Origin of the sequence: Paenibacillus beijingensis (genome assembly GCF_000961095.1) — a bacterium.
Lineage (GTDB): Bacteria > Bacillota > Bacilli > Paenibacillales > Paenibacillaceae > Paenibacillus_O > Paenibacillus_O beijingensis.
Genome location: NZ_CP011058.1, coordinates 509,882 through 524,742 on the forward strand (window position 1 = coordinate 509,882; position 14,861 = coordinate 524,742).

The following is a 14,861-nucleotide window of genomic DNA, read 5'->3' on the forward strand; positions in this document are numbered from 1 at the left end:
CCCAGCATTATAACAACATGGAAGAAGGAGGGAGAGCCATGACGGACGAAGAGCTGCTGCAGGGGATGGCGCGCGGCGATCAGGCGTGCTTCGAAGCGCTCATTCACCGTTATCACGCACCGCTTTCCGGGTATTTGCAACGGCAGCTGAAAGATACGGGCCGCGCCGAAGACATGGTGCAGGAAACCTTTTTGAAGCTGATCCGGCAGCTGCAGATGGGCCGGATACCGGGCAACGTGCAGGCGTGGTTGTACCGGGTTGCCGCGAATCAATGCCGGGACTACTGGAAAAGCGCCGCTTACCAGACCGACAAAAACCGGTTCGGCGAACCGCCGGAGCGGCGCGACGAGCGCCCTTCCGTAGTCGAGCTGGCGGAACGTCAGGAAACCCGCAAAGAGATTATGGAATCGCTGGACGGGCTGCCCCTGGTTCAGAAAGAAGTGGTGATGCTCCGCTTCTACCAGGACTTGAAGCTGCAGGATATCGCGGATATTTTGCAGCTGCCGCTCGGATCGGTCAAAACTCATTTATATAAAGGCCTGCGCACGTTAAAAAGCCGCATCAGCGCGGAGACGGCGGACCTAGGCACAACGCAAGGAGGAGAGCAGAATGAGCGTGCCAAACGACAATGAACTGAAACAGCTTGAACAAGAGATGCACGATTCGTTATCCCGGCTCGTTGTCCGTCCGGTTGCTTCGGAAGATACGGTGCGCCTGCTGCGCGCGCTTCAGCCCGCTTTTGACGAATTGAAGCCCTCTTTAAGCTCGGATACCGCCGGTATGACCGACATAAGCAACGATTATCCCGCCAGGCGCCCTTCGCTGTCCAAACTGGTAGCGAACCAGCTCAGTTCCTACTCCCGGTCCTATTGGCTGGCCAGCACGGGGTTGTTCGTCATGCTCCTGTTTATTTTGCCTAAAGGGGAAGAATATTCGTATTTGAACGTGCTGAACATCGGCAGCACCCTCGCGATGTTTATGCCGATGATTTTTTTGGCGGGGCTGCTGTACAGCTTCCGTTCCTGGAATAAGGAAATGCGCATGATCGAAAGCATTACGCCTTACCCTCCCGCTCTGCTGCTTATGTGCCGGATCATGATCACTTCAGGCTTGAATATTTTATTCGGCGCCTTCGTCTCGCTCTATCTGCTGACGCGGCTCGACCGGTTTCCGCTGCTGCCTTTCATGCTCCAATGGCTCTCCCTGATCTCGCTGATCAGCGGCGTTGCGGCGTTTGTCATGATGCGCATCGGAATTAAGAGCGCTTTTGCCGTCGGCGCGCTGTTCTGGATGGGTTGGAACGTGCTCGACTATATGATGCGCAGTCCGCAGCCCGGACTGGAATGGCTGCTGGATCTCCGCACCGCCATTTACGTCGGCTCGCTTGTCTTCGGCATTACGCTGGCGGTTCTGGCGTACCGGCGCAGTCTGCTCATGAAGGCAATCGTTTGAAAGGAGGCTCTGACCGTATGCTTGAGCTTAAGCAGGTGCGCTGGCACCGCCAAGGGTATGGATTTACGCTGGCAATGCCGAACCTGATATTCCGCAGCGGAATTACGCTGCTTGCGGGCTCCAACGGCTCCGGCAAAACCTCCCTGCTGCAGCTGCTCGCAACAGCCGCTTTTCCTTCCGAGGGAATGATCCGGTACGGCGACATGACGACAGACCGTCATCTGCCGGCTATCCGCGCCTCCATCGGTTTCGTCCCGACCGGTCTGGAGTTGTACGAAGATATGACATGCGAGAAGATTCTGCGCTATTTGGCGGAGCTGAAAGGGGAAACGAGCCGGATCGAACACGAACGGCTGCTCGAAACGTTTCATTTAAACGAGTTCCGCAAGCGCAAAATCAAGTCGCTCGCGCATGGCGTCCGCCAACGGATCGCGCTGGCGCAGGCATGGATCGGTTCGCCCTCCTATATTTTTTTGGACGAACCGCTCAACGCCATGGACTCGCTGGAGAGACTGCGGTTTATCCGCTACTTGTCGGCTTATGCGCGCGATAGGGTCGTAATCGTATCTACCCATGAGCTTAACGAGTGGGATGCATGGGCGGGCCGCATATTATGGCTGCGTAATGGGCGCCCCGGCTTTCACGGCACTACCGAGGAATGGTGCCGCTCGCTGCCCCTGTCGATCTGGGAGGGAGCGGTAACCGCAGCCGATTATGAATCGCTGCCTCCGGCAAGCGTGCTGCAGGTTCGGCCCGAAGGCGCGACTCTCAGCGTACGCATTATTGCCGGCGAGCAACCCGGGCCGTTGTTTAAGCGGCAGCCGCCGACACTCGAGGACGCGTACTTCATTCGCAGCCGCGCCGTATAACGCTGGCGGACGACAGGGTTGAAAGCGCTGCGGCGGCCTTGTACAATAACGTTAACTATGCCGAATTTCCGCGGAGCGGGAAAGCGGCGGTTCAAACACCTGAGATTAGCGGCGCACCAAGCGCATAACGGAAAGGGGAAGCGGCCCGTGGACACATTCGTCCTGCTATCATTGGAAATTGGCCATGCCGATTGGCGGCGCAGCCTTCATTTTGCGACAGCGGAGCTGGTCCTCCTTACCGAGATGGGATCAAGACTGTGGTACATCGATGTGAACGGGATTTCCGAGAAGGATCTTCTGTCTTACTTTAGCAGCAGCGAAGACATTAAAGTGGAGCTGACCGCAACGACGGCCGGAGGACGAGTTGTAAGCGGAACCGGTTTTTTTCATCCCAATACGGTTCTTCCGGCAGCTGCCATCCGCGGGGACGGCGAACTGAAAGGAATTTCATGAATCTGAACTAACTATTATCGCTGTCCGAAGCCACACCTTCATTGATGATTGGGCTGCTTGGGATTAGAGGAACAAAAGCCTGCAAGCCGTTTTGACACGGTTTGCAGGCTTTTTTTTTGCGGCTGCGAAAGCTGCATGCGTATGCCGTCGAAGTGATGCCAATTCCCAAGTCCATGCTTAAAATTGGACAAATAGGGTATAAGAATAGTGTTGGGAGGCGATTGACATGATGATAAGCGCTCTGGAAGACCGTCTGTACACGATATTTTTTTATGTGATGGTGGTTGGCGGCGTTATTGGCATGGGCTGGTGGATCCATTTTTTAAGCAAACGGGCTGCAAAGAACAAACCGAACAAATAATGAAAGGCACCATTGTCGAACGCAAATAACCCGGACGTCGTAAACGCCCGGGCATTCGGTCCTAATTTATTTGGAATGAACGACTTCAGGCGTCGTCAGCTTATCGTAGAAATCGACGCTTTTATCCTTGTCCGGAGTATCGCGCAGAGCCATGGCGGAGCGCGGATGCTCGTCCAGCATTCCGGTAATCATGTAAGGAATAATGTAGCCCCACTCTTCTTTTTCGCGAAGCGGGATCATGTGCTTCTCGATCATGTCCAGTACGGGACGAATATTGTACTTCGCGTTCGGCAGATGCGCGACCAGCAGCTCGGTATTGCAGTTGCCCGCTGCGCGGCCCATGCCGTATACGGAAGAATCGAGCAGCTCAACGCCTTTATCGACCGCAACAAGCGTGTTCGCAAAGGCGAGCTGCATGTTGTTGTGCGTATGGACGCCAAGACGCTTGTTCGGCAGGTGCTCCTTGAATTTGTCGATCAGGTAGCTCATGTCGGTCGGCTTCAAGCTTCCGTACGAATCGACGATATAAACGTAATCCACGACGCTTTCGCGGATAAGCTCGAACGCTTCGATCAGCTGATTCTCCATCACATTGGAGAGCGCCATAATGTTCAGCGTCGTCTCGTAGCCGCGTTCATGGAACAGGCTGACAAGCTCCAGGGCCTTGTCCACGTCCTGAATGTAGCAGGCAACGCGGATGAGATCGAGCAAGCTTTCGGAACGCGGAAGAATGTCGTTCTCGTCCACGCGGCCGATATCGACAAGTGCGGAAAGCTTCGTTTTGCCTTTGTTCGGGATGACCGTGCGGAGAAAATCATCATTCAGGAAACGCCAAGGGCCAGCGGAGTCGGCTCCTTTCAGCAGCTTCGGAGAATTTTTGTAACCAATTTCCATATACTCGACGCCGGCTTCGTTTAAGCTGTTGTACAGATGCTGCACGAATTCGACGCTGAAATCCCAGTTGTTGACGAGTCCGCCGTCGCGGATCGTGCAGTCTACGATCTTGCAATGGCATGCTTTTGCAGACATATTATTGTTGCTCCTTTGACATTTGAACATGAGTTCTTTTCTAATACATTAAATAATACTTGAAAAAATCAAAGAACGCAAAGTAAAATTTGACCGTCTTCGACTTCTTCCTTCCTTATTCGCCCGTTATTCTTCCTTATTCGCCCGCCGTCAGCAGTTCGGCTAACGTTCTGGCCATGACGCCGGTGGCGCCTTTCGGTTCCCAGCCCCGGCTTTTCTTCAGGAAAGCCGTTCCGGCAATATCCAGATGCACCCACGGCTTCTCCTGCGCGAACGCTCCGATAAATAAGCCGCCGGTAATCGCGCCGCCTTGCCGCCCTCCGCTATTCTTCAGATCGGCGGCATCGCTGTCGAGCAGCTTCCGGTATTCGGGGTACGAAGGAAGCGGCCAAATTCGTTCACCCGCTCTGCGTCCGGCCGCCTGCACGCTTTGCAGCAGCACCTCGTCGTTCGTTACCGCGCCGGTCGTCACATCGCCGAGCGCCACGACGCACGCGCCGGTCAATGTCGCCACGTCCACCAGCCGCGTTGCGCCGCGGCGAATCGCCGTCGTTAGTCCGTCCGCCAGCACAAGCCTGCCTTCGGCATCGGTGTTAACCACTTCGATCGTCGTGCCGTCCATCGCCGTAATGACGTCCCCGGGCTTCATCGACCGGTCCGAAGGCATATTCTCGGCAGTCGGAATGACGGCGACCACATTGACCTCCGGCTTCAGCTGGCCGATAATTTTCATCGCTCCCAGCACGGCCGCCGCGCCGCCCATATCGGAAATCATTTCTTCCATGCCGGCCGCCGTCTTCAGCGAAATGCCGCCGGTATCGAACGTAATGCCTTTGCCGATCAGCCCCCACACCTGATCATTGTCCGCAGCTCCTTTGTAATGAAGCACGACCATTCGCGGCGGATTCGCGCTGCCTTGGCCCACTGCGAGCAGTGCGCCTATTCCCTGCTCCGCCGCATCCCATTCGTCCAGCACTTCGCTTTCCAAACCGTATTCCGCAGCAAGCGACTCGGCATGCCCCGCCAGTTTCTCCGGCGTCAGCTCGTTGCCCGGCAAATTCGTCAGCTCGCGGGCGAGCAGCACGCCGCTGGCGAATATTTCTCCCCTGCTCACACCTTCCGCCCATAGCGCTGAAATGGTATCGGCCGGTTTCTCCTGAAAGACAAACGTCACCGTGCGCCCGGTTTCGCCCTCACCGGCTTCTTTGCCGCTCCGTTTGGAGCGCTCATTCAAGCCGAGCAGCAGCCCTTCGGTGAGCGCTTGCGCAGCCTGTCCCGTGGTGCAGCCCAGGGCTCCCGCATACAGAGAGGTCGGAAGCAGGAAGCGCACCTTTTCCGCTTTCAACCGTTTGATCGCCCGTGCCGCTGCAGCTCCCAGCAGCCGCAAATCATCCGCTGTCACCGCCTTGCCGCTCAGCCCGATATATACGGCGTGCAAAGCGGGATACAAGCCCAGCGTCGGGATCGCTTCCGTCTGTTCCGCTTTCGCCTTGAACAGTCCCCGCGCGTGCAGCGCCTTCAGCGCTTCGTCAAGCTGCGGGTGCAGCCACGGACCGGCCTCCGGCGCATTCAGCTCCTCGGGGCTGATCGGCCGGATTACAGCATCGGAACCGATGCCGGCAGTGTCAAGCTCTTCATATGTAAATGTAATGCTCACAATTATTCCCCGCTTTCAAATCGATGGATAGGATGAGCAACTGTCCCACGATATCTATATTGGAAATAGAAAAAATTAGAACCGGGCGGCTCATTACCCGATTCTAATCCTTTACTCTGCAATTGGCAAATAAATATTAAAAGCTGTTCCTTCTCCGGCGCGGCTGTTTACCCGGATCGAACCGCCGTGATTGCGAATGATACGGTAGCTTACCGATAACCCGAGACCGGTGCCCTCCTGCTTGGTCGTAAAAAAAGGATCGAACAATCGGCTCATCGTTCCTCTGTCCATCCCTTTACCGTTGTCCCGCACCGTTATTTCGGCAAAACCGGTTTCTTTGCGGACGACGACATCAATCCGTCCTCTGCGCTCTCCATGGATTTCTTCAATGGCATCCATTGCATTTTTGAAAATATTAAGGACGACCTGCTTCACCTGTTTCACGTCAATGGCGACAAGCATATCGTTATCGTACGTTTCCAGCTGAATTTGGCATCCGTGCAAATTCGCTTCGCTTTCGCTGAGCAGGATGACCTCCTTGAGCAGAGCCATAATCGATACGGATTGCTTCATCGGAGCGGTCGGTTTGGACGAGTTCAGAAATTCATAAATAATATCGTTGGCCCGATCGATTTCCGTCAAAATGATGCGGGCGTATTCTTCCTTTCCCAACTCCAGAAAATCGGGGCGAAGCAATTGAATGAACCCGCGGATCGAGGTTAGAGGATTGCGTATTTCATGCGCGATGGAAGCGGAAATTTTCCCGAGCATGGCCAGCTTATCGTTCTGGTAAGCCGTTTGCTCGATTAGCTTGTATTCGGAAACATCCTTGACGCTGATCAAATAATCTCCTTCAAGCTGATCTCCGTACGTAACCGTAATCAGATAGTGCCTTCCGTTGCTGTCCTGAAACTCGTAGTACCGCCTTCGCCTCAAAATCATTTCTCTATACAGCCGCAGAAACAGCTTTCGGGTCGATCTTCTCAGGTTGCGGTGAAGCAAAATTTCGCGGAGGGTGCATCCGACGAGCATTTTTCTCGGTATATCGAGAAACTTGGCCATCTGCAAATTAATAAAGGATAACATGCCGTCACTGTCAAACAGCGCGATTCCGCTATCCAAATGCTGAAGTACATTTTCGTATTTGTTCTTGACAATTTCAAACGAACGGTGAGTACGCGTGAGCAGTTCCCGCATTTCGTTATACTTCTGATCGGTTGTAATTTCGGGGCTAGAGCGGAACCTGTAGGCGACCATTAATTCAATCAAAAATAAAAAGGAGCGGTTATACAGTTTAAGCGCTTCTTCCGAATCCATGTTGAGCACAAGCGTCTGCATGCATTCCTCGTGAACGGCAATAACTTCTTCCGGCTGAACATGGCTTAGCATTTTCCCAAGCTCGGTAGCCTGATACAAGGATGCCTCGCTCCCGCTTCGAATATATTCGGCAAGCGCCGGGAAGTAGCGCTTACGAATGGCTTGCATAGCGGTCATTCCTCCCCCAATGCAAAATGCTGCATTTTCATGGATGTTGTTTCCATACCGTAAGGTAAGGGAATCCACTTTCGCAGCGAAAAGCACGTCCCTCGCTTCCGATTAACCGTTATATCCCATTCTTCAGACCATACGGCAATCCACTTCAGCTCCAGATCGAGAAAGCAGTTGTCTTCGCCCACCAGCGTTAGTTCGATTCCGGCTTCTCCTTTTTCACTTTCCAGCCGCCCAATCATCAGATGACTCATTTCATGCATGGTGGCTGTCGAGTTCGTAAGTTCCGATATTGTGAATGCGATCCGCGTCTGATCCACAATGCCGAAACCGATCTCTTTCGCCATTTCCCGGCCTCTCTGCCGGGCATAAATCGCGTCCGAAAGCCGGCTAATATTAAACAGCTCCATCTCCATACGCGCGCCTCGCCTCCGTTCCAGTAGTCTGTCAGGATGCGTGATAGTGCTTATGTGTACTTTTATCATAGGTTTGCAGGGTAGGAGTGTCAATCGGAAATAATGTCGAATACGGGTAGGCGATTGGCGCATATATCGCTCAGCCGGGAGGATGAAGATAATGAAGATTGCATCTGGAAAAATAAGCAAATTCGCACTTGACGGGGGTGATCTTTACTCGTTAATGACTCATTTTGAATGCTGTGGATCCTTTCGATCGCAATTCGAACGGGATTAATTAGATGTGCCTTCAACCCGGCCCAATAGGTCTTCGGTCAGCTTCACCTCGATGCCGATCCCAACCTGTATGTCCGAAGACCCGTCCGACCGGCTTTCACGGTCGTCCTTCTTATCCGAAGACTCGTCCGGCCGGCTTCCGCGATCATCACTCTTAGCCGAAGACTCGTCCGGCCGGCTTCCGCGATCATCACTCTTAGCCGAAGACTCGTCCGGCCGGCTTCCGCGATCATCACTCTTAGCCGAAGAATCGTCCGGCCGGCTTTCACGATCATCCTTCTTAGCTGATGACTCGTCCGGCCGGCTTTCACGATCATCCTTCTTAGCTGATGACTCGTCCGGCCGGCTTTCATGATCGTCCTTCTTAGCTGATGACTCGTCCAGCCGACTTTCGCGATCGTCCTTCTTAGCCGAAGAACCGTCCGAGCGGCTTTCGCGATCGTCCTTCTTAGCTGATGACTCGTCCAGCCGACTTTCGTGATCGTCCTTCTTAGCTGAAGAATCGTCCGGCCGGCTTTCGCGATCGTCCTTCTCTCCGGATGTCTGCTTCGAGCTCTTGTCGCGATCGTCCCGATCCTTGTCATTCCCTCTTTGCTCGGACTGCCGTTGGGCGTTATCGTTGCGGTTCGATGACGGCTTTGAAGCCGACCGATCGACGGAACCGTCTTGACGAACCGAATCGCCGTCCGGTTTCGGTGCAGCCGGGAGTGCCGGCGCCTTATCCTTAACCTTATCCTTATCCTTATCCTCATCCTTATCCTTATCCGTTCCTGAAGACTGGACAGAAGACGATGCGGCTTCCTTCTGCTTGGATAGCTCGGAGTCCAGCCACTGGTTAAGCTTGTCTCTTCCTGTTTCTTCCTGCCCGCTCAAAATGTTCTTGAGCCCGCCCCACTGCTCCGTCAGCTCCGGAATGGACTTTTGCTTCATATCCTGCAAATCGATGCTGTAGCCCTTGTTTTTGGCCAGCAAATAAACCGTCATCTTGCCGGCAGAGACACCGTTGCGTTCACCGGCTTCCCGTACTTTTTCCGTAGCGGCTAGAGTTGTGATCTCAATGCTGTCCGTCATGTCCGGTCCCATCGCTTTCTTAACCGCTTCCTTGGCTGCGCTCTGCAGCTCGGCTACGTCGGAATCGGTCATTTTGGAAGTATCCAGCACGATGCTTGTAATGAGCACATCACGGTCCGGACCGTCCAGATAATGGGCTTGGTTCAGTTTGACGGTGATCGCTTCCAATACGGTATTTACCGGTTTTCCCCGGTAGGGAACTCCGTTCAAAATCACCTTGGCCTCATCATTGAGCGGGAGCAGCTTCCGCACCGCATCATGCTTGTCGATTCCAATTTCAAAGCTCGGGTTGACGTCAACCGTCAAATAAGCCACAACAGGATGGGCCATAATCGTTTGCTTGCCGAGCAGCGGAACAATGAACAAAAGCAAAGCTGCGGCTGCGGCAACAATTTTGAACCGGATCGTACGTGTAGTAGGCATGGCTGACGACAGACTGATCTCTTCGCCGATTCGTTCCCCGCCTTTACTGGGAACTTGCTTGAACTGTCCGTCTGGCGTCAGCACAATGACTTTTCGTTTATTGATTTCCACGACTACTCCCCGGTTCATGATCCCACTCCTTCCACACCTTGCTCATGCTGCTCGTCCAACTGAATGTATCGTTTCAAAAACGGGTAATCCCCTTCGATAATCAACGCGATTGCAATAATATATTTACGGTTTCTTTCCACCGTTTTGCGGGAAACTCCGGACATTTCCGCAAGTTCCTTAACCGGAAGCCGTTTCTTCTGCATCAGCATTCCGACCAGCTTCAGATCTGCTGTCAAATTCATCGCAATTCCGATCAGCATCCGCCTTGAGTCCGCATGTTTTGGGGACGTTTCCGCCAATTCGGTAAATGCGATTCCAAATTCCCGGAGCTTAAGCGAATATTCGGCAATGTCCAAACCGCGGTTTTCGGCATCACGGTCGATTTCATACTGAGCCACAGCTTGAACCGTCTCGATCCGGTTATACAGCTGTTGATCCTCGTCCTCGGTATCGAAAGAGCTGTAGGGCACCGTATTCGCCTGCCGCTGCTCTTTGCGCACATGGTCGATCAGACGCCGCCGGATAACCGTTTCCGCAAAACCTAGAAAGGACTTTCCCGCCTCGTGGGAAAACTGATCGATTGCCTCATTAAACGCAATAATGGCAATGCTGAACTCATCGTCTGTTTCAGGATCAATATATCGTTTACAGAAGCGGCTTGTCACTTTTGCAATATAAGGCCTGTAATTGCCGATCAGTTCTTCGCGCAGCGCGCTCTCGCCCTCCCTGATGCGGGCAATGATTTCTTCGGGTGATCTTGGTGTCTTGCCCTTGCTTGTATGCCCGAATTCGGCTTCCTTCTTGCCAAACCACTTTCTGAGTACAATAAGCAGCAACCTTCCACCTCACAATCAGAGCATTCGTTATTTTGTTGCGTCTTTGGGGGGTAGAATCGAATATTATGACGAAAATAAAAAAAGCCTCCACTGGGGGAGGCGTGGTTGTAGTGATTAACAGTAGCCTTCGGAAGTCCGGCGCTGCTTCAGCTTATTGCGCCGCGAATTGAGAACACCCAGACGCTTCTTCAGCTCGGCTTCCCATTCGGGATCTTGAAGCTGTTTGGCGAAACTGAGCAGGTCAAGGGCCATATCAATCTGGCTTGAGACGACATCCATGGGATCTTCATTCTCATGATTGACGCAATTCTCATACATTGACTTGCCTTCCTGCTCCACATATTCCTGGAAGTCGACTTCCGATGCACCGTCCCCGTGCGCATACTCGGCCAAAATTTCATACTCGCTCTCTATCATATAATGAATGTCTATACGATGGCAAACCGGGCAAAACAAAATAGGTACATTATGGATATGAGTCCGGTAATGTTTCAACGTTCCCTTTGTGCCGATCATACTTGCTCCGCAGCAAAAGCTCATGGAAATCTCCCTCCCTTATATGCAAAGATTTAAATAAAACCTGGTTACCATTACCAAAAATTACCCATGGTCCGGAACCGTCAAACCTACCCCTACTTTATTCGCCTTTAGTCCCGGTAATTCCTGCTCCTGCAATTGACCAATTTCTGTTAGGTTAATGGACAAAACCGGACTGTACGACGCCAAAAAACGGCATAAAAAAAGAGCCCGAAGGCTCTTTTTCCGAACACGGGCTTCAATACCCGTCATATGGCGTTTTGCCGGTATTAGGCCAAAACGAGGTTTTTGTCGCCCGGTTTCCAGTTCATCGGGCACAGACCGCCGGATTGCAGTGCTTGCAGCACGCGGAGCGTTTCATCAACGCTGCGGCCTACGTCGTTATGGTTAACGACTTGGTATTTCAGTTCGCCTTCCGGATCGATGATGAACAGGCCGCGCAGCGCGATGCCTTCCTCTTCGATCAGAATGCCGTAGTCTTTAGCGACTTTCTTCGTAAGGTCAGCGGCCAGCGGAAAGTTCAGCTTGCCAAGACCGTTGCTGTCTTGCGGAGTGTTGATCCAAGCTTTGTGGCTGTGGATGCTATCTGTGCTGACGCCAAGAACTTCGGTGTTGAGTTTCGCGAACTCTCCGGCAGCGGCGCTCAAACCGGTAATTTCCGTCGGGCATACAAATGTGAAGTCCAGCGGATAGAAGAACAGTACGAGCCATTTGCCACGGTAATCGGAAAGGGAAACTTTACCAAAGTTTTTGCCTTCCCCGTCGACTGTTTCCATGGTGAAATCCGGTGCCGTACGGCCTACCAAACGTTCTGCCATAATGAAAAAACCTCCTTGACGCATAAGCGTTATTTTATATTGTTCGGGTGTGACCCTTCGAAATAAATGGTAACACTAGACTAGAATAAAGTCAAGATTAAAATTATTATCTATTTATAATTATTATAATAAAATGCAAAAGGAGCGGCACTTTGCCGCTCCCCATCGTGGATTACTTTTTCATTGCCGCGATGATCAGATCTCCCATTTGCGTCGTGCTGACCGCTTTGGACTTGTCTACGGCGATATCGCTCGTGCGGTGTCCGGCGTCAAGAACTTCTTTGACCGCTTTTTCGATCGAATCTGCCGCTTCGGCATAGCCGAATGTCAAACGGAACATAAGCGCAACGGACAAAATCGTTGCAATCGGATTGGAAATGCCTTGACCGGCAATATCCGGAGCGGATCCGTGAACCGGCTCGTACAGGCCGAAGCTGCCCTCGCCCAGCGAAGCGGATGAGAGCATGCCGATGGAGCCGGTCAGCATCGCCGCCTCGTCGCTCAAAATGTCGCCGAACATATTTTCCGTCACGATAACGTCAAAGCTGGACGGACGGCGGAGCAGCTGCATCGCGCAGTTGTCGACCAGAACATGCTCAAGCTCCACTTCCGGATACTCGGGAGCAATCCGGTTTACAACTTCACGCCACAGGCGGGACGTTTCCAGAACGTTCGCTTTGTCCACCGATGCAAGACGTTTGCTGCGGGTCATCGCGATTTCGAATGCTTGGCGAACGATGCGCTCCACTTCCTGCACATTGTACACACAAGTATCGACCGCCTCTTGACCGTTAGCTCCTTCGCGGCGGAATTTCTCGCCGAAGTAGATGCCGCCGGTCAGCTCGCGCACAACGATCAAATCGGTTCCTTCCAGCACCTCCGGTTTCAGCGTGGAAGCTTCCTTCAGGCAGTCAAATACCGTCGCAGGGCGGATATTGGAGAACAGTCCAAGCGCTTTGCGGATTCCGAGCAGACCTGTTTCCGGGCGCAGCTCTTTCGGGTTGTTGTCCCATTTCGGACCGCCTACAGCGCCGAGCAGTACGGCGTCAGCGCTTTTACAAATATCGAGCGTTTCCTGCGGCAGCGGCGTCCCTTTCTCGTCGATGGCGATCCCGCCGAACAGGCCGTGCTCCGTTTCAAATTGATAACCGAACAGTTCCTCGGTTTTCTTGAGTACTTTTAACGCTTCGCCCACAACCTCGGGCCCGATGCCGTCACCGGCGATGACGGCAATTTTTTTCACTTCCGACATGTCCACTAACACTCCTTAGTCCGTTAAATAAAGTTAAATGATCACGGTTCTCAATCAATATCAGTTGTACCATAACCCGGCGCCAAAAACAAAGATATAAAATCTATCATTTCAATAAGATTTGCCTATAACGGCCCATGCTGCAGCCGGCGGCCGGGAAATATCCGGCCGCCGGCTGCTCTTCCCCTTACCCCCGTAAAAGACGGGGTTAAATGAGCGAAGCGGCTTTAACACTCGTCTTTTTATATCAGACTCATTTTATCCCGCCGTCTAGGGGACTTGCGCTTCTCGATCAGGCTGTTGAGCGCATCCACATACGCGCGCGCGCTCGCTTCGAGAATGTCCGTGCTCAGGCCGCGTCCTTGGGCGGACACGTCGTTTTGTTTCAATACGACATGGACCTCGCCGAGCGCGTCTTTGCCATGGGTAACCGATTTAATGGAGTAGTCCTCCAGCTCAACCGTCTCGTCCGTCACTTTGTCGATCGCGTTATAGATCGCATCGACGGAACCGTTTCCTTCCGCCACGCCTTCAACCGTGCCCTTTTCCGCGATGCGGATCGTGACCGTAGCGCTCGGGGTAGACTGGTTGCCGTAATGAACCTCGATCGTTTCAAGCGTAAATACTTCCGGAGTCTCGATCAGCTTCTCTTCGAGCATCGCGCGGATGTCCTCGTCGCTGACGTTCTTTTTGCGGTCGGCCAAGTTTTTGAACTTCGCGAAAGCCGCATTCACCGATTCTTCGTCCAGCTCGTAGCCGAGGTCAATCAGCTTCTCGCGGAACGCATGGCGGCCGGAATGCTTGCCGAGCACAAGCGTCGATTCCTTCAGACCGATCGTTTCGGGAGAGATGATTTCATACGTCGACTTTTCCTTCAGCATGCCGTCCTGATGAATGCCAGACTCATGCGCGAAAGCGTTCGCTCCTACAATCGCTTTATTGCCCGGCACGACCATGCCCGTAAGCTTGCTGACAAGTCGGCTCGTCCTGGCAATTTCTTTCAAGTTAAAGCCCGTCTTCGCTCCGTAAAATTCGGCGCGCGTCTCGAGCGCGAGCGCCACTTCTTCAAGCGCGGTATTGCCGGCTCGTTCGCCGATGCCGTTAATCGTGCCTTCGATCTGATCCGCCCCGTTCAAAATCGCCGCCAGCGCGTTTGCCGTCGCCATGCCGAGGTCGTCATGGCAGTGGGCGCTAAGCTGGATCGTCTCGATACCCGGCACGTTTTCTTTCAGCGTCTTGAAAATATTGCCGTATTCCGAAGGCGTCATGTAACCGACCGTATCCGGAATATTCACGACCGTAGCCCCGGCCTTAATCGCCATTTCCGTCACTTCGCACAGGAAGTCAAGCTCCGTCCGTCCGGCATCCTCAGGCGAAAATTCGATTTTGTTGAAAAACTGCTTCGCATAACGAATCGCCTTTTCCGCTCTCGCCAGCACTTCCTCTTTCTCCATCTTCAGCTTATGCTTGCGGTGGATAGGAGACGTTGCGAGAAACAGGTGTATGCACGGATCGGCCGCATCTTTAAGCGCTTCATAGGCGGCATCGATATCTTTCTCGACGGAGCGGGACAAGCCGACCACTGTCGCATGTTTGACCGCTTTGGCGACGGCATTGACGGCAGCGAGGTCGCCCGGCGAAGCTGCGGGGAACCCGGCTTCAATCCGGTCGACGCCCAGCTTTTCCAGCTGCAATGCGATTTCCACTTTTTCTTTGGTGTTCAGGTTGACGCCCGGGGACTGCTCCCCGTCACGGAGCGTGGTGTCAAAAATATAAATTTTACGCAAGCGCTAGCACCTCCAGGAACAGAAT

At 53.2% G+C, this 14,861-nt stretch carries 15 protein-coding genes; 5 read left to right on the forward strand and 10 right to left on the reverse strand.

Going from position 1 to position 14,861, the window contains the following annotated elements:
• Positions 1-38: 38 nt before the first annotated feature.
• The 5 genes from VN24_RS02325 (at position 39) to VN24_RS28375 (ending at position 3,135) form a co-directional block, all read left to right on the forward strand.
• The gene (locus VN24_RS02325; RefSeq protein ID WP_045669114.1) at positions 39-632 is read left to right on the forward strand and encodes an RNA polymerase sigma factor; all 594 of its coding nucleotides are present in this window, start codon (positions 39-41) and stop codon (positions 630-632) included.
• Positions 610-1,452, forward strand: a complete 843-nt coding sequence (locus VN24_RS02330) for a hypothetical protein (protein ID WP_045669115.1) — start codon at positions 610-612, stop codon at positions 1,450-1,452. The genes VN24_RS02325 and VN24_RS02330 overlap by 23 nt, the downstream gene beginning before the upstream one ends.
• A 17-nt stretch (positions 1,453-1,469) precedes the next feature.
• Positions 1,470-2,321: an ATP-binding cassette domain-containing protein gene (locus tag VN24_RS02335; protein ID WP_045669116.1), complete on the forward strand. Its 852-nt coding sequence runs from the start codon at positions 1,470-1,472 to the stop codon at positions 2,319-2,321.
• Positions 2,322-2,468: 147 nt separating this feature from the next.
• Entirely contained in the window at positions 2,469-2,774 is a 306-nt protein-coding gene (locus VN24_RS02340; RefSeq protein ID WP_045672884.1) for a hypothetical protein, read from the forward strand.
• A 226-nt stretch (positions 2,775-3,000) separates the two neighbouring features.
• Complete coding sequence (locus VN24_RS28375) at positions 3,001-3,135, forward strand: hypothetical protein (RefSeq protein ID WP_274520409.1); 135 nt, start codon at positions 3,001-3,003, stop codon at positions 3,133-3,135.
• 66 nt (positions 3,136-3,201) lie between these two features.
• Here the strand turns inward: VN24_RS28375 and VN24_RS02345 are convergent, their stop codons facing one another.
• The 10 genes from VN24_RS02345 to VN24_RS02390 all read right to left on the reverse strand — a co-directional run bounded on the left by VN24_RS02345 (position 3,202) and on the right by VN24_RS02390 (position 14,836).
• Positions 3,202-4,164 carry an aldolase catalytic domain-containing protein gene (locus VN24_RS02345; protein WP_045669117.1) on the reverse strand — a complete coding sequence of 321 codons (963 nt, stop codon included), beginning with the start codon at positions 4,162-4,164 and terminating at the stop codon, positions 3,202-3,204.
• Positions 4,165-4,300: 136 nt separating this feature from the next.
• A complete protein-coding gene (locus VN24_RS02350) occupies positions 4,301-5,821 on the reverse strand; it encodes a leucyl aminopeptidase (protein ID WP_238590804.1) in 1,521 nt (506 codons plus the stop codon).
• 111 nt (positions 5,822-5,932) lie between these two features.
• The gene (locus tag VN24_RS02355) at positions 5,933-7,306 is read right to left on the reverse strand and encodes an ATP-binding protein (RefSeq protein ID WP_045669118.1); all 1,374 of its coding nucleotides are present in this window, start codon (positions 7,304-7,306) and stop codon (positions 5,933-5,935) included.
• Positions 7,307-7,311: 5 nt separating this feature from the next.
• Positions 7,312-7,725 (reverse strand): ATP-binding protein, encoded by a 414-nt coding sequence (locus tag VN24_RS28380; RefSeq protein ID WP_045669119.1) that lies wholly within the window; start codon positions 7,723-7,725, stop codon positions 7,312-7,314.
• 273 nt (positions 7,726-7,998) lie between these two features.
• Positions 7,999-9,624: an anti-sigma-I factor RsgI family protein gene (locus VN24_RS02365; protein ID WP_045669120.1), complete on the reverse strand. Its 1,626-nt coding sequence runs from the start codon at positions 9,622-9,624 to the stop codon at positions 7,999-8,001.
• Complete coding sequence (sigI, locus tag VN24_RS02370) at positions 9,621-10,442, reverse strand: RNA polymerase sigma factor SigI (RefSeq protein WP_045669121.1); 822 nt, start codon at positions 10,440-10,442, stop codon at positions 9,621-9,623. The genes VN24_RS02365 and sigI overlap by 4 nt, the downstream gene beginning before the upstream one ends.
• A 114-nt stretch (positions 10,443-10,556) precedes the next feature.
• Complete coding sequence (locus VN24_RS02375; protein ID WP_045669122.1) at positions 10,557-10,982, reverse strand: hypothetical protein; 426 nt, start codon at positions 10,980-10,982, stop codon at positions 10,557-10,559.
• Between the two features lie 266 nt (positions 10,983-11,248).
• Entirely contained in the window at positions 11,249-11,797 is a 549-nt protein-coding gene (locus VN24_RS02380; RefSeq protein ID WP_045669123.1) for a peroxiredoxin, read from the reverse strand.
• Between the two features lie 172 nt (positions 11,798-11,969).
• On the reverse strand, positions 11,970-13,049 hold the full coding sequence (gene leuB / locus VN24_RS02385; RefSeq protein ID WP_045669124.1) for a 3-isopropylmalate dehydrogenase: 1,080 nt from the start codon (positions 13,047-13,049) through the stop codon (positions 11,970-11,972).
• Positions 13,050-13,291: 242 nt separating this feature from the next.
• The gene (locus VN24_RS02390) at positions 13,292-14,836 is read right to left on the reverse strand and encodes a 2-isopropylmalate synthase (protein WP_045669125.1); all 1,545 of its coding nucleotides are present in this window, start codon (positions 14,834-14,836) and stop codon (positions 13,292-13,294) included.
• Positions 14,837-14,861: the final 25 nt, after the last annotated feature.

Excerpts from the sequence above, each read along its gene's own strand:
- VN24_RS02325 (WP_045669114.1), top strand. The coding sequence starts at position 39 with ATGACGGACGAAGAGCTGCTGCAGGGGATGGCGCGCGGCGATCAGGCG.
- VN24_RS02330 (WP_045669115.1), top strand. The coding sequence starts at position 610 with ATGAGCGTGCCAAACGACAATGAACTGAAACAGCTTGAACAAGAGATG.
- VN24_RS02335 (WP_045669116.1), top strand. The coding sequence starts at position 1,470 with ATGCTTGAGCTTAAGCAGGTGCGCTGGCACCGCCAAGGGTATGGATTT.
- VN24_RS28375 (WP_274520409.1), top strand. The coding sequence starts at position 3,001 with ATGATGATAAGCGCTCTGGAAGACCGTCTGTACACGATATTTTTTTAT.
- VN24_RS02345 (WP_045669117.1), bottom strand. The coding sequence starts at position 4,164 with ATGTCTGCAAAAGCATGCCATTGCAAGATCGTAGACTGCACGATCCGC.
- VN24_RS02355 (WP_045669118.1), bottom strand. The coding sequence starts at position 7,306 with ATGCAAGCCATTCGTAAGCGCTACTTCCCGGCGCTTGCCGAATATATT.
- VN24_RS28380 (WP_045669119.1), bottom strand. The coding sequence starts at position 7,725 with ATGGAGATGGAGCTGTTTAATATTAGCCGGCTTTCGGACGCGATTTAT.
- VN24_RS02365 (WP_045669120.1), bottom strand. The coding sequence starts at position 9,624 with ATGAACCGGGGAGTAGTCGTGGAAATCAATAAACGAAAAGTCATTGTG.
- VN24_RS02375 (WP_045669122.1), bottom strand. The coding sequence starts at position 10,982 with ATGAGCTTTTGCTGCGGAGCAAGTATGATCGGCACAAAGGGAACGTTG.
- VN24_RS02380 (WP_045669123.1), bottom strand. The coding sequence starts at position 11,797 with ATGGCAGAACGTTTGGTAGGCCGTACGGCACCGGATTTCACCATGGAA.
- leuB (WP_045669124.1), bottom strand. The coding sequence starts at position 13,049 with ATGTCGGAAGTGAAAAAAATTGCCGTCATCGCCGGTGACGGCATCGGG.